Raw genomic sequence first — 21,623 nt, forward strand, 5'->3', positions numbered from 1 at the left:
CAAAAAACGAGTGATTTTAATGCTTTGATTTTTATGTATATTAAATAGAATCTTCTCCCGGACTTTCCATAAAAAAATCGATATATGAAAAAAACAGAACAGTACGATGAGCCGTTACCGATGCTGCCGAACGATCCGCCGCTGCGCGCCGTGCGGGCGTTCGAGGCCATCGCGCGCCTGGGCAGCATCAGCGCGGCGGCGAAGGAGCTGATGATTTCGCCTTCGGCGGTCAGCCATCAGCTGAAAACGCTGGAGGCATTCTTGCAGATGCCGTTGACCGAAAGGCAGGGGCGCCATCTGGTGCTGCGCGGCGAGGGGCGGGAATATTACCGCTCGATCCGCTCGGCGTTTAACGTGCTGCGCCAGGCGACCGAACACGTGCGTGAGCAGTCCGCGTCGCGGCAGGTCACCATCAGCCTGATCCCGCTGTTCGGCATGGGCTGGTTCATTCCGCGGCTGCGTGGCTTTCTGCGCGAAAACCCGGATATCGATATCAATGTGGTTTACGCCAACCACCGTAATTACCTGAGCGACGCCGCCGATCTGTCGATCCGCTTCGGGGTTGGGCAGTGGACCGGCTATCGCAGCGAAAAGCTGATGTCCGGCCAAATGGTGCCGGTGTGCAGCCGGGCATTCAGTAAACTGCACGGTTTGCTCGATACGCCGGATCAGCTGGCGACGCTGCCGCTGCTGCACGACGAAGAGCGTAATACCTGGATGCAATGGTTTCAGCTGGCCGGCGTTAAACGCCCGCTGCGCAGCAGCGGGCCGATGTTCGAAGACGGATTGTTGACGCTGGCGGCGGTGCAGGCGGGATTGGGGTGTGCATTGATGCGCGAGCCGTTAATCGCCCAGTACCTTGCAAGCGGCGAGTTGATCAAAATGTTCGATCTGCCGATCGACGACGGCCGGGATTATTACCTGTGCGCCCGCCTGGATAGCGAACTGTCGCAGGAGGGCGAAAACCTGCGGCAGTGGCTGCGCCGCGAAGCCGATGAGCGCCGGCTCGCTTAAAACTCGACGTCCTCCAGGCTGAAAAACGCCGTTTGATCGTTGTAGGAGAAGATTTCGCCGTAACGTCCCCAGTTGATCACCGTATCCAGCGTCTCTTTGGCGGCGCTGTCCGACAGCGAATCCTCCAGCTCTTGCTCGAAACGCACGCGCGGCGCGCGGTGCCCCGGCCGTTCGTCCAACACGTTTTTGATCAGCGCGGCCAGCGGCACATAGCGCAGCAGATGCTCCGCGAACAGCACTTTGCGCGCCTGAACGTCGCCGTCGGCGAAGGCGCGTGCGGGCGGCGTCAGGAAGATGTCGCCCTCGCGCACGTCGGCGAAGCCCAGCGACTGCAGCACTTCGGCGATGGGAAACAGCTCATCCACCTCCAGATGCAGCGAGAGGGCGATCTCCGGCATGTCGGCGCGGCCGAAATAGGGCGCGGCGGCCAGGGTTTCGATCAGACCGGCGATCAGGTTGGTGGAAACGTGCGGCAGCCAGGTGCCGAGCTTCAGCCCTTTTTTGACGTTGCCGTCGGTCGGGCGGGCGGTCATCTTGGCGTACACATCGTCTACCAGGCGGCGGAACTGGGGATCGAGCCGGTTGCGCGGATGGCTGAACGGCACCTTGATTTCGGCGATCACCCGGCCGGGGTTGGAAGAGAGCAGCAGAATGCGATCGCACATAAACACGGCCTCTTCGATGTTGTGCGTGACGATCAGCACCGACTTGATCGGCATCCGCCCTTCGGTCCACAGATCCAGCAGGTCGGTACGCAGCGTTTCGGCGGTCAGGACGTCCAGCGCCGAGAACGGCTCATCCATCAGCAGCAGGGTCGGATCCACTACCAGCGCCCGGGCAAACCCCACGCGCTGGCGCATGCCGCCGGAGAGTTCTCGCGGGTAGGCGTTTTCGAAACCGTCCAGGCCGATAAGATCGATGGCCGCCAGCGCCCGTTCGCGCCGTTCGGCGGGCGCGACGCCCAACGCTTCCAGCCCGGCCTCGACGTTTTGCAGCACCGTCAGCCAAGGGAACAGCGCGAAGGTTTGAAACACCATGGCGACGCCTTTGGCGGGGCCGTTCAACGGCTGACCCAAATAGTTCACCGTGCCGGCGGTGGGGGTAACCAGGCCGGCGATGATGCGCAGCAGCGTCGATTTGCCCGAGCCGGAGCGGCCGAGCAGCCCGACGATTTCGCCCGCCCGCAGCGACAGATTGACCCCATCGAGGATCAACAGCTCGCCGTGCGCCTTGTCATAGCCGTGGCTGACTGCGTTGACCGCCAGAATTTCCTCGTTGGGCGACTGGGGCATCTGTGTTGGGTGAAGATCTGACATCTGAACGGTTCCTTAATCGATGCGGAAGCGGGATTCGGCATAGGCGTAAAGCGGGCGCCACAGCAGACGGTTGAATAGCGTGACGAACAGCGACATCACGGCGATGCCCAAAATGATCTTGGGGAAATCGCCGGCGGTGGTGGTTTCGGCGATGTAGGCGCCCAGCCCGTGCGCTTTCACCTGGGTGCTGCCCCACTGGACCAACTCGGCCACGATGCTGGCGTTCCAGGCGCCGCCGGAAGCGGTGATGGCGCCGGTGACGTAATAGGGGAAGATGCCCGGCAACATCACCTGACGCCACCATTGCCAACCGCGAATGTGGAAGTTGGCGGCGGCCTCGCGGTAGTCGTTGGGCAGCGCGGTGGCGCCCGCCACCACGTTGAACAAGATGTACCACTGGGTGCCCAACACGATCAGCGGCGACAGCCAGATATCGGGGTTGAGCTGGAAATGGACAATGGTGATGACGAACACCGGGAACAGCAGGTTGGCCGGAAACGCGGCCAGGAACTGGGCGATGGGTTGGATTTTCCCGGCCAACGCCGGGCGCAGGCCGATCAGCACGCCGAGCGGCACCCAGACCAGCGACGACAGGGCGATCAGCACCGCTACGCGCAGCAGCGTGATCAGCCCCAGTACCATTACGTGGCCCACATCATTGAGCGTCACGCCGGTCTGCACATAGAGAATGACGCGCCAGGCGATCGCCAGCGTCATCAAGATAACGACGGCGTTCCAGCACAGATCGATCGCCCGCGAGCGGCGTTGCCGTTGGATGGCGTCACCGCGGCGCTGCGGCCAGGCCGGCAGGCTCAGCTTCAGACGCGCGGTTTTAGCCAGCAGCGCGCCCAGCGGCGTCAGCAGCAGGTGGATCAGACGCGTGCGGCGCATCAGGTTCAACAGCCAGGAAGTGGGGGCGCTCGCCGAGCGGGTGGTTTCCATGCGAAATTTGTCCGCCCACGCCACCAGCGGCCGGAACAGCAGCTGATCGTAGGCCAGGATCACCACTGTCATGGTGAGCAGCACCCAACCGATCGCCGGCAGATTCTTGCTGAGGATCGCCTGCGCGAGATAAGCGCCGATGCCCGGCAGCGTAAAGGTGTTGTTACCGACGGTGATCGCTTCCGACGCCACGATAAAGAACCAGCCGCCGGACATCGACATCATCATGTTCCAGATCAGCCCCGGCACGGCGAACGGCGCGTCCAGCTTCCAGAAACGTTGCCACGGGCTAAGATGAAAGCCGCGCGCCACCTCTTCCAGATCGCGCGGCACGGTGCGCAGCGACTGATAGAAGCTGAAGGTCATATTCCACGCCTGGCTGGTGAAGATGGCGAACATCGCCGCCAGCTCGACCCCCAGCACCCGGCCGGGGAACAGGGCGATGAAAAAGGTGACGGTGAAAGAGATGTAGCCGAGAACCGGCACCGACTGCAGAATATCGAGGATCGGCACCAGCACTTTCTCGGCGCGCCGGCTCTTGGCCGCCAGGGTGCCATAGACCAACGAAAACGCCAGAGAGGCCACCATCGCCACCAGCATGCGCAGCGTAGTGCGCAGGGCGTATTCCGGCAGGTTGGCGGGATCGAGCGACACCGCCTGCGTTTTCAGCGTTGCGAGCGGTTGCAGGGTTTGGTGCAGGCCGATGGCCATCATGGCGATCAAGCCGATGATCAGCGGAAAGGCGATGACGTCCCAGCCGTTGGGCAGCAAGCGCCGGGCGGAAACATGGGGGTTAAACCTGACGTTCATTTCACTTCTCCCACGGCGTGTGCATACAAGAAAGTGACAACAGCATAAGCACTATAGACCATCCTGCCGCGGCGTTTCTAAACCGTTGCTCACCGGTAACGGTTTCTGTGCCGCAAAGGCGCGATACTGTAACCCGCGAAGATGACGATTAAGTTATGCTTATCCTGCCGAACGGGTGGCGCGACGGCAATAAAGTGACAATAATTCCAACTCTCAATGCAAGGCTAAGGAGCAAGCAGATGTCTGTCGGCAATGATATGGAAACTTCGAACAAGACGGGCCTGACGCCGTTGGCGCTGGGCGCTTTGGGCGTGGTGTTCGGCGATATCGGCACCAGCCCGTTGTACACCCTGAAAACCGTGTTGTTTCTCTCCGGCGATGCGCCTTCTGCACCGGTTATCCTTGGCCTGCTGTCGCTGATTTTCTGGACGCTGGTGATCGTCACCTCGCTCAAATACGCCATGTTCGCCATGCGTATCGACAACCGCGGCGAAGGCGGCATCATGGCGCTGATGTCGCTGCTGGTCAGCAAACGCAGGTCCCGGCCGCTGGTGTTGTTCGCCGGTCTGTTCGGCGCGGCACTGATCTACGGCGACGGCGCCATCACGCCGGCCATCTCGGTGCTCTCCGCCCTCGAGGGGTTGAACATCGTGCTACCGGCGTCGCAACCCTATATTCTGCCGGCGGCAGTGGTAATTTTGCTCAGCCTGTTCGCCATTCAGCCGCTGGGCACCGCGCGCATCGGCCGGGTATTCGGGCCGATTATGGCGTTGTGGTTCCTGGCGATCGGTGCGCTGGGCGTGTGGGGCATCATTCAGCACCCGGCGGTGCTGCTGGCGCTGAACCCGCTGTACGGCATTCATTTCCTGTTCTCCAATGGGCTAACCAGCTTCCTGGTGTTGGGCGGTGTGTTTTTGTGCGTCACCGGCGCTGAAGCGCTGTATGCCGATATGGGCCACTTCGGCAAAAAGCCGATTTGGCTGGCCTGGTTCGGCATTGTGTTTCCCTGCCTGCTGCTCAACTACGCGGGGCAGGCCGCGCTGATTTTGGCCGGTGCCGACGTCACGCAAAACATCTTCTTCCGCCTGTGCCCGCCGGCGTTGCTGATCCCGCTGGTGATCCTGGCCACGCTGGCGACGATTATCGCCAGCCAGGCGATCATCAGCGGCGCGTTTTCCATGACCCGGCAAGCGATCCAACTGGGGTGGCTGCCGCGGCTGCGGGTTAAGCAAACGACCGAGGAGAGTTACGGACAGATCTACATCGGTGCCATCAACTGGCTACTGATGGTGGTGACGCTGTTCCTGACGGTGTTCTTCAAATCCTCGGACAATCTGGCCGCCGCCTACGGCATCGCCGTCTCGCTGACCATGATCATGACCACCGGTTTGCTGTTCGTGGCGATGCGTGAGGTGTGGCGTTGGGGGCTGGCCGCCAGCCTGCTGGTGGCGGGGGGGTTCTTCGTGGTCGATCTGAGCTTCCTGACGGCCAACCTGACCAAGGTGTTGCAGGGCGGTTATATCCCGCTGCTGCTGGCCGCCGCGATCTATACCGTGATGCTGATCTGGCATCGCGGGGTGTTGGCGGCCGCGCATACCCTTGGCGAGACGACGGTGCCGATAGCGGATTTCCTGGAGAAAATCCGCCGTGAATCCGTGCCGCGCGTGCCGGGCACCGCGGTGTTCCTCACCCGTAGCCTGCAGGGCACGCCGCCGGTGATGAAATGGCACGTTAAACGCAACGGCTCGCTGCACGCCCAGGTGCTGGCGTTGACCATTGCCATTGTCAATGAACCGCGGGTATCGAATGCCGAGCGCCTGGTGATGCGCGAGCTCGCGCCAGGGTTTTGGTGCGGTATGGCCAATTACGGCTTTATGGAGCGGCCAAACATCCCGCAGCTGTTGCAGCACGTCGAAGCGCAGAAATGCGGCCTGAATTTCGACGAGGCGACTTATTACCTCGGCCATGAAACCGTGGTGCGTCGCGAGGCGAACGACCGGTTGCCGTCGTGGCAGCGCAACCTGTTCGCGCTGATGGTGCGCAACGGCATGCACGTCACGGATTATTATTACCTGCCCAGCGATCAGGTGGTGGAGATCAGCCGGCGAGTGCCGGTATAGGGCGAGAAAAAGGCATCGCCGCAATTGCGGCGTGCCTCATACAAATTGCTCTTCTCTGCCATAACCTCAAAAAGTATGGGGTGCTCGGTAGCTGCCAACTCGGGTGTTGACCTTTGGCGCAGCCAACCACAGAACGTCCAGAGGCTGGATAAAAAAATGCCACTCAGGATTAAGTGAGCGGCATTACCGCACTGCGGGGCTGTTGGCTATTCATCCGACGCGTGATTAACGGCCGGCGACGGTGACGAAGCGGGTTTCCAGGTAGGATTCGATCGCTTCGCTGCCGCCTTCGGTGCCGTGACCGGAGTCTTTTACGCCGCCAAACGGCGTTTCCGGCAGGCCGAAACCGATGTGGTTGATGCTCAGCATGCCGCTCTCCACGTCGCGCCCCAGCGCATTGACGGTGGCGATGTTGCGGCTGTAAGCGTAGGCGGCCAGCCCGTACGGCAGGCGGTTGGCTTCGGCGATCGCCTCGTCATAGGTGGCGAACGGGCGCAGCAGGGCGACCGGGCCAAACGGCTCTTCCGACATGGCACGGGCGCTCAGCGGCACGTCGCGCAGCACCGTCGGCTCGAAGAAGTTACCTTTGCCCGCCACGCGCTTGCCGCCGGTGCAGGCTTTTGCCCCGTGGGCAACGGCATCCTGCACCAGCGCCTCGATATTGTCGACGCTGCGGCCCAGCACCATCGGCCCCATGGTCACGCCGTCTTCCAGCCCGTTGCCGAGCTTGAGCTCACGCACGGCGGCGGTGAATTTCTCCACGAAGGCTTCATAAACGCCTTGCTGGATCAGGAAGCGGGTCGGGGCGATACAGACCTGGCCGGCGTTGCGGAACTTGGACTGCGCTAGCTCTTTGGCCGCCGCGTCGAGATCGGCGTCGTCGAAGATCAATACCGGCGCGTGGCCGCCCAGCTCCATGGTGGCCTTTTTCATATGCTGGCCGGCCAGCGCCGCCAGATGCTTGCCCACGCGGGTGGAGCCGGTGAAGGAGATCTTGCGAATGGTCGGATGCGGGATCAGGTATTCCGAGATTTCCGCCGGGGTGCCGTACACCAGCGCGATCACCCCGGCCGGGATCCCGGCGTCGGCGAAGGCTTTGATCAGCTCAGCCGGCGAGGCCGGCGTTTCTTCCGGGCCTTTGACGATGATGGAACACCCCGCCGCCAGCGCGGCGGACAGCTTGCGCACGATCTGGTTGATCGGGAAGTTCCACGGCGTGAAGGCGGCCACCGGGCCGACCGGCAGCTTGAGGGTTTGCTGCTGCACGTCGCGGGCGCGGGACGGAATGATCTGCCCGTAGGTGCGGGTGGCTTCGCCGGCGAACCAGTCGATGACGTCGGCGGCGTTGAGAATTTCGACTTTGGCCTGCGCCACCGGTTTGCCCTGTTCCTGCGTCATGACGGCGGCGATGGCGTTAGCGCGTTCGCGCAGCAGCGCCGCCGCTTTGCGCATCAGGTTGGCGCGCTGGTGCGCGGCGGTGTCGCGCCAGACGTTAAATCCGCGCTCGGTGGCGGCCAGCGCCAGATCGAGATCCTCTGTGGCGGCGTGCGCCACTTGACCGATTATCTCGTCGGTGGCGGGGTTGGTGACCGGCAGGGTTTTCCCGGCCAGCGCGTTGCGCCATTGTCCATCGATATACAGTTGAGTATCCGGATACATTGTTGCCTCTTGTTTGCGGAGTGTCAGGGGCCGATGAGCTTCGCGATGCGGCGCGCCTGAAAGGGACAGGGACCTTAACCCTACGCCGAATGGCGGCGATCGTCCAGGCGAGGGGCACGAAAGCGCCAGGGCGGCTACTCAACCGGCGATGTTTTGGCTATGCTGAGCAGATTGTCAGCACGGACGAGGAGGTCGGGTGCAAGGGGTACCACAACAGTTTCCGTTCGAGAAGGATTGCGCGCAGTTCCGGCATTTGTCGCATCTGCCGGGCGTTGAACTTTATCAGGCGCATATCGAACGCTATGCCTTCGAGCCGCATACCCACGACGCCTTCGCTATCGGCACCGTAGACACTGGGGCGGAGCGTTTCCGCTATCGCGGCGCGCAGCATCTGGCGGCGCCGGGCGCGCTGGTGCTGATGAACCCCGACGAGCTGCATACCGGTGAAGCCGACACGCCGGGCGGCTGGTGTTACCGCATGCTCTATCTGGCGCCCGAGGCGCTGGAGCAGCTGTCCGGCGATCGGAGCCAGTGGTTCACCGAGGCGGTGCGCCACGATCCGCGGGCGGCGCAGCGCCTGTCCGCCATTCTCGCCACGCTGTGGCAAACCGACGATCCGCTCACGCTGGACGGCCTGCTGGTGGAGGCGGTCGCGCTGCTGCACCCGCATATCCGTGCCGGGCAGCGGGAAAAAGCCGAGGCGGCGCACCGTTTCGAGGTGGTGAAAAGCTACCTGCACGATAACTTCGCCGAGGCGGTGACCCTCAATCAGCTGGCCGATTTGGTGTCGCTCAGCCCGTACCATTTCCTGCGCAAGTTCAAGGCCGAATACCACGTTTCGCCGCAGCAGATGCTGATGGCGATCCGACTGGCGCAGGCCAAACGCATGCTGGAGCGCGGCATGCCCGCCGCACAGGTGGCGGCGGCGGCGGGGCTGACCGATCAGGCGCACCTGACGCGCGCCTTCGCCAATCGTTACGGCGTCACGCCAGTGCGTTTCCAGAAACAGGTGAAATCGGGTTAAAACAGCAACCTGCTACAATAATTCCTTCCTGCGTTTTCGTTACTCTGCCGCTGTCTTGTCGGGCGGGTTGGCCGCGCCGGCCGTTTGTCGGAGTCGTTATGTTCATTGGCGTTGTGTTTGCCCTGGCCGCCGGGCTGATGTGGGGATTGATCTTCGTTGGCCCGTTGCTGGTGCCGGATTATCCCGCCGCGTTGCAGTCCACCGGCCGCTATCTGGCCTTCGGGCTGATCACCTTGCCGCTGGCCTGGCTCGATCGCCGCCGCCTGCGCAAGCTGCGGCGCCAGGATTGGCTGGAGGCGCTCAAGCTGACGGCCATCGGCAACCTGCTGTACTACCTGTGCCTGGCCAGCGCCATTCAGCGTACCGGTGCACCGGTCTCGACCATGATCATCGGCACCTTGCCGGTGGTGATCGCCCTCTGCGCCAACCTGTTTTACGGTCGGCACGACGGGCGGCTGGCCTGGAGCAAGCTGGCGCCGGCGCTGCTGCTGATCGTCTGCGGGTTAGCGTGCGTGAACGTCGCCGAGCTACGTGGCAACGCGCTGCCGGTCGACGGCTGGCGTTATCTCAGTGGCCTGGGGCTGGCCGTGTTGGCGGTGGCGTGCTGGACCTGGTTCCCGCTGCGCAACTCGCGCTGGCTGCGGGAGAACCCGACGCAGCGGCCGGCCACCTGGGCCACGGCGCAAGGGCTGGTGACGCTGCCGCTGGCGCTGCTGGGCTATCTGGCGGTCTGCGGCCAATTGGCGCTGAGCGAACCGGCGTTCGCCTTGCCGTTTGGCCCGCGCCCCGAAGTGTTTATCCCACTGATGCTGGTTATCGGCGTGTTCTGCTCCTGGCTGGGGGCGCTGTGCTGGAACGAAGCCAGCCAGCGGTTGCCGACGGTGTTGGTGGGGCCGCTCATCGTGTTCGAAATTCTGGCGGGGTTGGCCTATACCTTTCTGCTGCGCCAGGCCTGGCCGCCGCTGCTGACGCTGGCCGGCATCGTCTGCCTGATCGCCGGCGTGGTGTACGCCATGCGCATCAAGCCGCAGCCGGTGGTGGTGGCGCTGGAGGACAAGCAGAGGTGACGCCCGCCGCGAAGGCGGGCGCGAGGGTTAACGCTTGCTGTGGTGAATGATCTCTTCGGCCACGTTGCGCGGCGCTTCGGCGTAGTGGCTGAATTCCATGGTGTAGGTGGCGCGGCCCTGCGACATCGAACGCAGGGTCGTCGAATAACCGAACATCTCGGACAGCGGCACCTTGGCGTGGATCGCTTTGCCGCCGCCGCCCGGGATCTCTTCCATGCCCTGCACCAGACCGCGGCGTGAGGAGAGGTCGCCCATCACGTTGCCGGCGTAATCTTCCGGCGTTTCCACCTCCACCGACATGATTGGCTCAAGGATCACCGGATCCGCCAGGCGGCAGGCTTCCTTGAAGCCGAAGATCGCCGCCATGCGGAACGCCTGTTCCGATGAGTCGACGTCATGGTAAGAACCGAAGGTCAGGTGCACCTTGACGTCCACCACCTGATAACCGGCCAGTACGCCGTTGTTCAGCGCCTCGAGCACGCCTTTTTTCACCGCCGGGATAAACTCGCCCGGAATGACGCCGCCCTTGATCTCATCGAAGAATTCGAAGCCTTTGCCGGGTTCGTTGGGTTCGACGGTCAGCACCACGTGGCCGTATTGCCCTTTACCGCCGGACTGGCGTACGAACTTGCCTTCCACGTCGGCCACCCGCTTGCGGATGGTTTCGCGGTACGACACCTGCGGCTTGCCGGTGGTGGTCTCCACCCCGAATTCGCGGCGCATGCGATCGACGATGATCTCCAGGTGCAACTCGCCCATGCCGTAGATAATGGTCTGGCCGGATTCTTCATCGGTGCGCACACGGAACGACGGATCTTCCGAAGAGAGGCGCTGCAGCGCGATGCCCATTTTCTCCTGGTCGCCCTTGGTCTTCGGTTCGATCGCCTGAGCGATCACCGGCTCGGGGAAGGTCATGCGTTCCAGCGTGATGATGGCGCTAGGGTCGCACAGCGTATCGCCGGTGGTGACGTCCTTCAGGCCGACGCAGGCGGCGATGTCGCCGGCGTGCAGCTCGTCGATGTCCTTACGATCGTTGGCGTGCATCTGCACGATGCGGCCGATGCGCTCCTTTTTGCCCTTGATCGGGTTGTAAACGCTGCTGCCTTTGGCCAGCACCCCGGAGTAGACGCGCACGAAGGTCAGCTGGCCGACGAAGGGATCGGTCATCAGCTTGAACGCCAGCGCCGAGAATTTTTCGTTGTCGTCGGCTTTGCGGGTGATGATGTCATCGTGTTCACCGTGGCCCTCCATCGGCGGCACGTCGAGCGGCGAGGGCATCAGCTCGATCACCGCATCCAGCATGCGCTGTACCCCTTTGTTGCGGAACGCCGACCCGCACAGCATCGGCTGGATTTCGCCGGCGACGGTGCGCACCCGCAGCCCGTGGACGATCTCCTCTTCGCTCAGCGGCACCTGGTTGAGGTATTTCTCCATCAGCTCTTCCGAGGCTTCGGCGGCGGCCTCTATCATGTTTTCGCGCCACTCTTGCGCCGAATCGCGCAGCTCGGCCGGGATTTCTTCGAAGCTGAAGTTCATGCCCTGCGAGGCTTCGTCCCACAGGATGGCCTTCATCCGCACCAGATCCACCACGCCGCTGAAGTGGTCTTCGGCGCCGATCGGAATAACGATCGGTACCGGGTTGGCTTTCAGGCGCTCGATCATCATTTTGCGCACGCGGAAAAAGTCCGCGCCGATGCGGTCCATCTTGTTGACGAACGCCAGCCGCGGCACCTTGTATTTGTTGGCCTGACGCCAGACGGTTTCCGACTGCGGCTGCACGCCGCCCACCGAGTCATAGACCATCACGGCGCCGTCCAGTACGCGCATCGAGCGCTCCACTTCAATGGTGAAATCGACGTGCCCGGGGGTGTCGATAATATTGATGCGGTGCTGCGGATAATTATGCTGCATGCCGTTCCAGAAGCAGGTGGTGGCCGCCGAGGTGATGGTGATGCCGCGTTCCTGTTCCTGTGCCATCCAGTCCATAGTCGCCGCGCCGTCATGCACTTCACCCAGCTTGTGGCTGACCCCGGTGTAAAACAGAATCCGCTCGGTGGTGGTGGTCTTGCCGGCATCGATATGCGCGGAGATGCCGATATTGCGGTAACGTTCGATAGGGGTGGTGCGAGCCATAATCAACCTTTCTTAGCCGCGTGAAAGAGGGCGGCTTAAACAGCATGGATAATGGTGATAATCCTCATAGGGTTATCTGCCGGATCGCAGAGCCTCGCTCTGGTCACAAACTAATCGTAGTTGAAGGCGTTGGTTTTTTTAAGCGATGGCTGCAATAGATGAAATTTTGCGCGCAGGCGCAAAGAGGGGCGAAAAAAAGGCCCCTAACGGGCCTGTTGTCGAGCGGCGCATTTGCCGCTTATTTGCGCCCCAGCAAGAAGCCGAAAACGATGCCGACCGCCGCCGCAACGGCCACGCCGGCCAGCGGGTTGGCCTCCACCTGGGTTCTTACGCTGTCCGCTGCGTCACGGGCGGCATAACTGGCCTGGGAGGCGTATTTGCGCGCCGCGCCGCGCACCTGATGCTCCGGCGAATCGACGGCTTTGCCGAACGCTTCTTCTACCGCGCCTGCGGCTTCATTGGCTTTGTCTTCCGCTTTACCAAACATGCTGCTCTCCTGATCCTTGTGGGTTAACGAACCCTAAGCCTAGCAGGTGGACGCCGTTTTTTGCAGCATTCTGTGCGTTATAAGAACAATCCGAGCAGTGTAAAATCTGGCCGGCCGCGCGGTGACGGCTTCACCCGCGCGGCTTTTTGTGTTCTATTGGCTAGCGGTTTAACCGGGTATCGTTAACCTTTGACCGATTCGTTGAGTTGAAAGGACTCCCCATGTCAGTACTGCGTATTGTGGCGCTGCTCGTCGCGACCGCCGCCGTGTCGCCCGCCCAGGCCAAACCCGCGCCCCACGACGCGGCCGGCGCCGAAAGCGGCATCCGTTGGCAATCTTGCCTCAACAGCGGCTTTCAGCGCTGGTTCGATGAGCCGCCGCCGCCGGGGCTGCGCTGCGGCTATCTCGAGGCGCCGCTGGCCTACGGCACGCCGCCCGCTCATGCGGCGCAGGCGGGCGAACAGACCGTGCGCCTGGCGCTGACCCTGTTGCCGGCCACCGGGCCGAAAAAGGGCAGCGTGGTGATGATCAGCGGCGGGCCGGGCCTGCCGGGTATCAATCCGTATCTGGGCAACGACGCACAGGTGGCCAGACTGCGAAAATCCTACGACATCATCGGTTACGATCCGCGCGGCGTCGGCCAGTCGACGCCGAAAATCTCCTGCCAGGTGGCCGAAGGCGACGAAACCCCGTCACCGGACGACAACGACGTGGCCGGTGCTGAGAGCCAGACCCGCACCCTGATTGCCGCCTGCATCAAACAAACCGGCGCGGACGTGCTGCAACATATCGGCACCGACGAGGCGGTTAACGATCTCAACGTCATTCGCCATGCGCTGGGCGAGCCAGGGCTGACGGCGGTGGCGTACTCTTACGGCACCAAGGTGGCGGCGCTGTATGCCGAACGTTTTCCGAAGAAAACGCGCGCGCTGGTGCTGGACGGGGTGGTGGATCTGGCGGAAGACGACTTCACCCAGCGGCTGAACCAGGAGCGGGGCTTCCAGCAAAGTTTCCTGCGCTTCGCCGCCTACTGCGGCAAAACTGACAGTTGCCAGCTCGGCGGCGGCGCCAATCAGGCGCTGCAGCGCTATCATGCCTTGCTGCGCAAGCTGCGTGAGCAGCCATTTGTCACCGCGGCGGGCTATGAAATCTCCGCCGAGGATGTGCTCACGGTCACGCGCTCGCTGCTGCTGTGGCCGGAACGCTGGCATGAGCTGGCGACCGTGCTGCGCCAGCTCGATGCCGGCATCGCTGGGCAGCAAGTGTCCGATCTGATCGACGAAAGCTATTCGCCGGATGCCGATGACGCCCTGAATGTCATCACCTGTGCTGACGTCGCTAACCCGACGGCCGATCCGCAGCGGCTGCGCAGCCAGCGGCAGGAGGTCAACACCGCCGCCCTGTACGCCCACTATCTGCCACTGCACGAGTACCCGCTGGAAATGTGCGATCTGTGGCCGTACCGCGGCAAAGATCGGCCGCACACCCCGGTGGCCGCAGCCGCGCTGCCGCCGCTGCTGTTCGTCGCCCAGCGCTACGATCCGACCACGCCGTACCGCAATGCGCAGGTGATGGCCGCCGCCTTTAAAAGCCCGCTGATCACCCGCGAACGCGATGGACACACGCTGGTGCTGAACGGCATCGACAGCTGTGTTGACGAAAGCGTGGTGGATTATCTGCTGGCGCCGAAAAAGCCGCGTCGCGACAAGACTTGCCGTTGAAGAGGCCGGGCGGAAGCCCCGGCCTTAAGTGAGTCAACCGGCGAAAATATGCGCCTGGCCCATCACGTTGAGAGTGACCTGAGAGCCGGGCTGAAGACCTTCGCGGCTGACGGTTTTGATCTCGATTTGCGCGCCGCCGGCGGCCATTTGCAGGTTGAGCGTAGAGACGAAACCGGCGAAATCGATGCCGGTGATCACCGCCTGGCCGCGCTGCGCCGGATCGGACAAACCGATTTGAATCTGCTCCGGGCGCAGCATGATGCGCGCCGGGCCGCTGCGTTGCCGATCGTCGACGGCAACGCGCCCCAATGCGCAGTCGGCCCAGCCGTGCGCCAGTTCGGCGGTCAACACCAGCGTTTCGCCAAGGAAGCTGGCGGTCGGCTCATCGACCGGCCGCAGATAGAGGTCTTGCGGCGCGCCCACCTGCGCCAGCCGGCCGTTGCGCATCACCGCTACCTGATCGGCGAACGACAGCGCTTCGCTCTGATCGTGGGTGACCAGAATCGACGCCACCTTGGCCTCCGTCAGCAGTTCGGCGACCGCTTTGCGGGTGGCGGCGCGCAGGCCGGTATCCAGCGCCGAGAACGGTTCGTCCAGCAGCATCAGCCGGGGTTGCTGCGACAGGGCGCGCGCCAGTGCCACCCGTTGCTGCTGCCCGCCGGACAACTCGTGCGGCCACAGCGCGGCCAGACGGCGATCCAGCGCCACCATCTCCATCAGCGCCTCGATGCGCCGTTGTTTCTCACGCTTGCTGCCTTTAAGGCCAAAACCGATGTTGCCGGCGACGGTAAAGTGCGGGAACAGCGCGCCATCCTGCGGGACGAAGCCGATGCCGCGCAGATGCGCCGGCACCCAGCCGCCGCCGTTGCCCATGGCTTGCCCCTGCAGCAGGATCTGGCCGCCGTCAGGAATTTCAAAGCCGGCGATGATGCGCAGCAGGGTGGTTTTGCCGGAGCCGGAGGGGCCGACGATCGCCGTGCGGCTGCCGGCGGCAACCTGCAGGTCGATGTGTTCCAGCACCCTGGTGGCGTTATAAGATTTTTCGATACCGTGCAGTTCGAGCGTGCTCATAGTCCCGCCGTGCGTTTGGATTGAGAATAAAGAAGCCAGGTGAGCGGCAATGACAGCGCCACCATAATCAGCGCATAAGGCGCGGCGGCGACGTAGTCTATCTCGCTGGTCAGCGCCCAAAATCCGGTGGCCAGCGTGCGGGTGCCGTTCGGCGCCAGCAACAGCGTGGCGGTCAGTTCATTGGCGATCGCCAGAAACACCAGCGCCGCGCCCGCCGCGGCACCCGGCGCCGCCAGCCGTAGCGTAGTGCTCCACAGCGCCTGCGCCGGCGATTTGCCGAGGCTGCGCGCCACGTTTTCCAATTCCACCGGCGCCTGTGCGATGCCGGCACGCAGATTGATCAGCGCCCGAGGCATAAACATCAGCAAATACGCCAGAAGCAGGGTGATTTCGGTTTGGTAAATCGGCCGGACGCTGTGAATGGTGATGGTCACCAGGGCCAGCGCCACCACGATGCCGGGCAGCGAGCTGGTCACGTAGTTGCAGCCCTCCAGCACGCGGTACAGCCGGGCCGGATAGCGCACCGACAGCCAGGCCATCGGAATGGCGCACAGCGTGATCAGCAACGCGCCGACGGCGGACAGCGACAGCGTTTGCCACAGCGCGGGCCACAGCTCGGCGTTGCGCCACACCTCGAATCCCCCCAGCCACAGCCAGCGGGCCAGGGTAATGAAAGGCACGCCCAGCGCCAGTGCGGTCAGCGAAATCGGCAGCAGCAGCGCCAGCGCGGCGAACGGCAGCGAAAGGCGACGCGGCGTTTGGCTGCGGGCGCTGCCGGAACCGACGCGAGCATAGCGCGCGCGGCCGCGGCTGAGAGCCTCAAGCAACAGTAACCCGAGGCAGCACAGCACCAATACGCCGGCCAGCATGTTGGCCGCCGGGCCGTTGAAGGTCGACTGGAACTGATCGAAGATCGCGGTGGTGAAGGTATCGAAACGGATCATGGCATACAGGCCATACTCCGCCAGCAGGTGCAATGCGATCAGCAGGGAACCGCCCCAGACCGCCAGCTTCAGCTGCGGCAGCACCACGCGGCAAAAGACCGCCAACGGCGGGGAACCGAGCGAGGTGGCGACGTCTTCGATACCGGGATCCAGACGGCGCAGCACGGCGGCGGCCGGCAGGTAAATGAACGGGAAATAGGCGAGCACCGAGATGAAGACCCCGGCGCTCAAGCCGTGCATCGACGGCACCAGGCTGATCCAGGCATAGCTTTGCACAAAGGCCGGCACTGCCAGCGGCGCGGTGGCCAATACCGCCCAGAGACGGCGGCCCGGCAGCGTGGTGCGCTCGGTCAACCAGGCCAGGGCCACGCCCAGCACGGCGCAGACAGGCAGCGTCAGCACCACCAACAGCAGGGTGTTCAACAGCAGTTCCGCCACGCGCGGGCGGAAAACCAGAGCGTTGACCGTTTGCCAGCCGGTTTCAAACGCCACGCCGATAACGAATCCCAGCGGCAACAGCGCCAGCAGCGACAGCAGCACGGCGCTGGCCACCACGATCGCCCCCGGCCGCGGGTGACGAGGGACAACAGAATAACGCCGCGCGGTCTGCGCGGCGTGGGGACTCGGGTTTGACATAACGATCAACAACTCTCGGTTTGCCGGCGGGCCTTACAGCAGGCCGGCTTCGGTCATCAGTTCGACCACTTTTTTACTGTTCAGCTGCGCGGCGTCTACTTTCGGTGCGTCCAGATCTTTCAGCGGCACCAGTTTCGGGTTGGAGGCCGCGCCGACGCCGACGGCGTATTCGAAGGCGTTGTTGGTGCGCAGGATCTCCTGGCCCTGTTTGCCGGTGATCCACTTGATGAACGCCTGCGCCTGCTGCTGATGCTTGCTGGAAGCCAGCACGCCGCCGCCGGAGATGCTGACGAACGCGCCCGGATCCTGATGTTTGAAGTAGTACAGCTTGATGTTGTTGCTGTTCTCGCCGGTTTTAGCGCCATCCACGAACGGGTAGTAGTGATAGATCACGCCGCTGTCGACCTGGCCGGCATTGACCGCTTTCATTACCGTGCTGTTGCCCTTATAGGCGGTGAAGTTGGTTTTCATCGCTTTCAGCCATTCCAGCGTCGCTTTCTCGCCTTTCAACGCCAGCAGCGCGCTGACGATCGCCTGGAAATCGGCGCCCGACGGCGAGGCGGCCCAGCGGCCTTTCCATTCCGGCTTGGCCAGGTCCAGCAGCGACTTCGGCAGCTGCGCTTCGGTCAGCTTGGCCGGGTTGTAGACGAACACGGTAGAGCGGGCGGCGATGCCGATCCAGCGGCCGTGGCTTGGGCGATACTGCGGTTCCACCTGGGCCAGCGTCGCGGCGTCCAGCGGGGCGAACAGCTTGGCGTTATCCACCAACACCATCGCCGGGGAGTTTTCCGTCAGGAAGACATCGGCAGGCGAAGCGCTGCCTTCTTGCACCAGCTGATTGCCCAGCTCGCTGTCGCCGCCGTTGCGCAGCGTGACCTTGATGCCGGTGTCTTTGGTAAACCCGTCGACCCAGGATTTCACCAGGTTTTCATGTTGGGCGTTGTAAATGACGATGCCCTGATCGGCCGAGGCCGCCTGAGCGCCGAAGGCCAGCATCATCGAGGAGGCGAGCAGGGCGACGGGGCCGAGAGATGAAATACGCAGCTTCATGCAGTTATCCTTTTAGCGTTCGAATGAGGAAAACGAATATCGCCTGGCAAGCGCAAGCAGCCCGATTTTAGCCAAGAACATCAATAATGATAGTGAAAACGATTCGTATTAAATTATTTTTGACGATCGCTCACAAAATGAATGGCCCTAAGGATAAGTTAAGTTTCGGCTGGAAAAATCTGAATTGATTGTCTGAATAGAATTGGGCTGCGTTATCTCACAGTGAGCGGCCACCTGCCATCGCAGGCAGCCGCCCGTCAGGCTTGCTTCTTGTCACGCCAGCACAAACTCACCGTTGCCAACGCCGAAGAACTGCCCGTTGATGCTGCCCGCCCACTGCGGCGGATGAACCAAAGAGGCCAGCACCCGGCCATTCTCCAGCAGCGTCAGGACGATCGAACCGGGGTTGATGGCCAATTGCAGGGTTAACGGAACGCCGATCAGATTTTCGGCATCGGGCACGGTGCCTTGCAAATAAATCGTCGGGATGTTGATGTTACCGTCTGAGCCAGTGCCGGTGGCCTGGCCGACAAAACGCACCGATGTACCGCTTGATGGGGCATTGGGACCGATATTGGCAAGCTGCGCGGAAATTTGCACGGTCTCCGCATGTGGCGCGCAGCCACACCCGCATCCACAGCCCTGGAAGCTGAAGTAGCCGCAGATATTTTGTTGGCACCCGCATCCACACAAGGATTGCGGATGCACTTGCTGGTTGAACGCCGGTTTCAATTGCGGATGTTGGTTGAGCAGCGCCTGGCGGCTCTGCACTTCCGCGTTATAAGCGTCACGTGATTGTTTATTCAATGCGTTAGCCTGTTCAGGCGTAATATCTTGCAATGAAGGCATAGGTAAACTCCTGTGATTTTTTGCTGAGTCAGTCTGAAGTGCATATCACGCTGAATCCGGTTAGCCACCAGACAGGTAATTGCATCTGAATGGAAATAGTCATTGCCCTCGAAAGAAAAACGGTATGGAAAGCAGACCGTTGCATCTTATTCTCACGGCAAGCGTTTATATTTCCGGTTTGTTCTTACGGGAATTATTTTTGATTCAATCATTCGCCAGTCATTGATTTTATAACCGGCGGTGGCTTCATGTATATCTCGAAGCCATTTAAAGGTAGTTAGGTGTCATAGAGATATCAAGTGAGGTTTTTAATTTTATTTTTAAATGGAAATGCTACTGATTTCTTTAGTCCATTATTTTGCTGTTAACCTTTTTTTGCAACCAATTAATTAATATGAATTAAGTGATTATTATATTTTATCATGTTGATTTTTATTAAATTATTTTTCTGTTTCATTTTTTTTAAATATTCTCAGTGTATTCATAGAGGTGACAGGTAAGTGTGGATTTACATTTGACTTACATCAGTTCCTTGTCAACGCTGTAATGGCAATTAAGCTGTTGCAATGGTGACGTCTTGTTATCGAACGGCGTTCTTTTTCTCCAGTCTTTTCATATCGTTCTTCAGCGTTTCGTTCAGGTATTAATAACACGGCCTGTCAACGCGAATGACGAGCCATATTCAGTAAAAAATCGTGAGAGAGGTGCCTATGTCTAATGGTCCGTTTTATACCAATCCTATCGTGGTCATCGATGTAGCTAATGATTGCGTGCATGTGGAAATGGCGATCGATGGAGGATTATACGAAAACGTGTTTCCGCTGTCGGTAGCGGCTAATGAACCCTATCCGAAATTGCTGGTGAATCTGGCGATCCAGGCGCAGGCGAGCGGTAAATCCTTAATGGTATGGGGGGAGCCCGGTCCAGAGCCGGTTAAAGGCCTGCCGCTGTTTGGTATCACGACCGTGAACATCAAGTAGAGGACGGCAACGCACATTGTGTTTGCAAGCGAAAAGCGCGGTGAGGGATATTCCTTTGATAATGAAAGAAATTCAACACCGCTTTTGGTTATGACTCATAGCGATTAATGATTTAATTTATTCCACTGCCACATTGCATATTGAACGCGATAAAACACTAAACAGGGATATCGACGTGAAATATTCATTTAATGGCAAGAATTTGGCTGGTTTAATCCTCCTGGCTTTTAACGCGGCGGTCGCTCAGGCGGCCGATGTACCGGCGGACGCTAAACTGGCGCCGGTACAGGAATTGGTGCGCGCCAACGGGTATGAACCGGCGACGCTGGATCCGAACCTGGCCGAGAGCAATGTGGAGTTCTACATTTTCAACGATCTGTTCGAAGGTTTGCTGCGCGTCGGGAAAGACGGCGAAGCGATCCCGGCGCTGGCGCAGAAATGGGAGCAGCAGGGCAACGTCTGGACCTTCCATCTGCGGCCGCAGGCCAAATGGTCGAACGGCGATCCGGTGACCGCCGACGATTTCGTCTACAGCTGGCGGCGCCTCACCGATCCGCAGACCGCGTCGCCGTACGGCAGCTATCTGGCTTCGGCCTACGTGCTGAATGCCGCGGCAATCAACGCCGGCAGCAAACCGCCGAGCGAGCTGGGCGTCAAGGCGCTGGACGCGCACACCCTGCAGGTGACGCTGTCGGAGCCCAACTCCTACCTGCTCAAGCAGCTGGTGCATTTTCCGGTCTTGCCGGTTAACCGCAAGGTGGTGGAGCAGTACGGCAAAAACTGGACTCAACCGGCGCATTTTGTCGGCAACGGCGCGTTCCGCCTCAGCCAGTGGGTGGTGAACGAAAAGGTGGTGGTGGAGCGTAACCCGCAGTATTGGGACAATGCCAACACCGTGCTCAACAAGGTGACGTTCTTGCCGATACAGGGCTTCCCGGAAGTGGCGCGCTTTCGCGCCGGCGAGGTTGAGTTAGGGTATACCACGCCGCCGGAGCTGTATCAGCAGCTGAAAAAAACGCTCGGTGAGCAACAGCTGGTGACCTATCCGCTGCTCTCCACCAGTTATTTCGCCTTCAACAACCGCCAGGCGCCGTTTAACGATGTGCGGGTGCGCCAGGCGCTGAATCTGGCGCTGGACAAAGAGATTATCGCCGGCAAGGTGCTGGGGTACGGCCAACAGCCGGCCTGGACCTTTACCCCCACGGGGGCGGGCGGCTATAGCCTGCAGCCCGGCGCTGCGGCCGGCTGGACGCCGGAGCAACGCCACGCCCAGGCCAAGCAACTGCTGGCGCAGGCCGGTTTCAACGCCGAAAATCCGCTGCGCTTTACCGTGCTGTACAGCAACGACGCCACCATCAAGAAGATCGTCATCGCCGCCGCCGCCATGTGGAAAAAGAACCTTGGGGTAGAGGCCACCTTGCAAAGCCAGGAGCGTAAAGTGACGCTGGATACTATCAACCGCGGGCAGTACGGCGTGGCCTTTACCCGCTGGCTGGCGGATTACAACGATCCGTCTACCTTCCTGAACGTGTTCCGCTCCGACAGCAGCGAGAACAGCCCCAAATACCATAACCCGGACTATGACCGTATTCTGCATCAGGCGACGGCGGCGCAGACGCCGCAGCAGGTGCAGAACTACTTCCAGCAGGCCGAGACGGTGCTGGCTGCCGATACGCCGGTGGCGCCGCTGTACTACGAGGCCAATGCCACGCTCATTAAACCCTACGTGAAGGGGATCGATTTTACCCGTCAGGGCGCCTTGTACGATAAAAACGTCTACCTTCTCGAGCACTGAGAAAT

16 protein-coding genes are annotated in these 21,623 nt (G+C 61.3%); 7 read left to right on the plus strand and 9 right to left on the minus strand.

The window, feature by feature from the left end; all coding sequences use genetic code 11:
* The first annotated feature begins 84 nt into the window (after positions 1–84).
* Positions 85–1,014, plus strand: coding sequence for a LysR substrate-binding domain-containing protein (locus tag M6G53_RS00470; protein ID WP_253328270.1), 930 nt, complete (start codon positions 85–87; stop codon positions 1,012–1,014).
* On the opposite strand, the gene M6G53_RS00475 is transcribed toward M6G53_RS00470, so the two are convergent.
* Together M6G53_RS00475 and M6G53_RS00480 are read right to left on the minus strand one after the other, a co-directional pair.
* On the minus strand, positions 1,011–2,330 hold the full coding sequence (locus M6G53_RS00475) for an ABC transporter ATP-binding protein (RefSeq protein ID WP_253328271.1): 1,320 nt from the start codon (positions 2,328–2,330) through the stop codon (positions 1,011–1,013). The two genes, M6G53_RS00470 and M6G53_RS00475, sit on opposite strands and share 4 nt — an antisense overlap.
* Positions 2,331–2,342: 12 nt before the next feature.
* Positions 2,343–4,082 carry an ABC transporter permease gene (locus M6G53_RS00480; protein ID WP_253328272.1) on the minus strand — a complete coding sequence of 580 codons (1,740 nt, stop codon included), beginning with the start codon at positions 4,080–4,082 and terminating at the stop codon, positions 2,343–2,345.
* Between the two features lie 239 nt (positions 4,083–4,321).
* Here M6G53_RS00480 and M6G53_RS00485 point away from each other — a divergent pair, with 239 nt between their 5' ends.
* On the plus strand, positions 4,322–6,202 hold the full coding sequence (locus M6G53_RS00485) for a potassium transporter Kup (protein ID WP_253328273.1): 1,881 nt from the start codon (positions 4,322–4,324) through the stop codon (positions 6,200–6,202).
* Positions 6,203–6,427: 225 nt separating this feature from the next.
* Here M6G53_RS00485 and M6G53_RS00490 read toward each other — a convergent pair whose 3' ends face one another.
* Positions 6,428–7,861, minus strand: coding sequence for an NAD-dependent succinate-semialdehyde dehydrogenase (locus tag M6G53_RS00490; protein WP_049195527.1), 1,434 nt, complete (start codon positions 7,859–7,861; stop codon positions 6,428–6,430).
* A gap of 196 nt (positions 7,862–8,057) precedes the next feature.
* Between M6G53_RS00490 and M6G53_RS00495 the strand changes: the two genes are divergently transcribed.
* A complete protein-coding gene (locus tag M6G53_RS00495; protein ID WP_253328274.1) occupies positions 8,058–8,885 on the plus strand; it encodes an AraC family transcriptional regulator in 828 nt (275 codons plus the stop codon).
* A 98-nt stretch (positions 8,886–8,983) separates the two neighbouring features.
* The gene (locus tag M6G53_RS00500; RefSeq protein WP_253328275.1) at positions 8,984–9,952 is read left to right on the plus strand and encodes a DMT family transporter; all 969 of its coding nucleotides are present in this window, start codon (positions 8,984–8,986) and stop codon (positions 9,950–9,952) included.
* Positions 9,953–9,979: 27 nt separating this feature from the next.
* Here the strand turns inward: M6G53_RS00500 and fusA are convergent, their stop codons facing one another.
* On the minus strand, positions 9,980–12,085 hold the full coding sequence (fusA, locus tag M6G53_RS00505) for an elongation factor G (RefSeq protein WP_253328276.1): 2,106 nt from the start codon (positions 12,083–12,085) through the stop codon (positions 9,980–9,982).
* A gap of 238 nt (positions 12,086–12,323) precedes the next feature.
* Positions 12,324–12,572, minus strand: a complete 249-nt coding sequence (locus M6G53_RS00510; RefSeq protein WP_004938127.1) for a glycine zipper domain-containing protein — start codon at positions 12,570–12,572, stop codon at positions 12,324–12,326.
* A gap of 221 nt (positions 12,573–12,793) precedes the next feature.
* On the opposite strand from M6G53_RS00510, the gene M6G53_RS00515 reads away from it, so the two are divergent.
* Positions 12,794–14,293, plus strand: coding sequence for an alpha/beta hydrolase (locus M6G53_RS00515; protein WP_253328277.1), 1,500 nt, complete (start codon positions 12,794–12,796; stop codon positions 14,291–14,293).
* Between the two features lie 33 nt (positions 14,294–14,326).
* Here M6G53_RS00515 and M6G53_RS00520 read toward each other — a convergent pair whose 3' ends face one another.
* From M6G53_RS00520 to M6G53_RS00535, 4 genes are all read right to left on the minus strand, one after another.
* Positions 14,327–15,364 carry an ABC transporter ATP-binding protein gene (locus M6G53_RS00520; RefSeq protein WP_253328278.1) on the minus strand — a complete coding sequence of 346 codons (1,038 nt, stop codon included), beginning with the start codon at positions 15,362–15,364 and terminating at the stop codon, positions 14,327–14,329.
* Entirely contained in the window at positions 15,361–16,944 is a 1,584-nt protein-coding gene (locus M6G53_RS00525; RefSeq protein ID WP_253328279.1) for an ABC transporter permease, read from the minus strand. The genes M6G53_RS00520 and M6G53_RS00525 overlap by 4 nt, the downstream gene beginning before the upstream one ends.
* A 33-nt stretch (positions 16,945–16,977) precedes the next feature.
* Complete coding sequence (locus tag M6G53_RS00530; protein WP_047730668.1) at positions 16,978–17,994, minus strand: iron ABC transporter substrate-binding protein; 1,017 nt, start codon at positions 17,992–17,994, stop codon at positions 16,978–16,980.
* 273 nt (positions 17,995–18,267) lie between these two features.
* Positions 18,268–18,843: a hypothetical protein gene (locus M6G53_RS00535; protein WP_072627606.1), complete on the minus strand. Its 576-nt coding sequence runs from the start codon at positions 18,841–18,843 to the stop codon at positions 18,268–18,270.
* A 710-nt stretch (positions 18,844–19,553) separates the two neighbouring features.
* Between M6G53_RS00535 and M6G53_RS00540 the strand changes: the two genes are divergently transcribed.
* Together M6G53_RS00540 and M6G53_RS00545 are read left to right on the plus strand one after the other, a co-directional pair.
* Entirely contained in the window at positions 19,554–19,823 is a 270-nt protein-coding gene (locus tag M6G53_RS00540) for a hypothetical protein (RefSeq protein WP_033643162.1), read from the plus strand.
* 175 nt (positions 19,824–19,998) lie between these two features.
* A complete protein-coding gene (locus tag M6G53_RS00545; protein WP_253328280.1) occupies positions 19,999–21,618 on the plus strand; it encodes an ABC transporter substrate-binding protein in 1,620 nt (539 codons plus the stop codon).
* Positions 21,619–21,623: the final 5 nt, after the last annotated feature.

This window comes from Serratia nevei (assembly GCF_024160145.1).
In the GTDB taxonomy this organism is placed as follows: Bacteria; Pseudomonadota; Gammaproteobacteria; order Enterobacterales; family Enterobacteriaceae; genus Serratia; species Serratia nevei_A.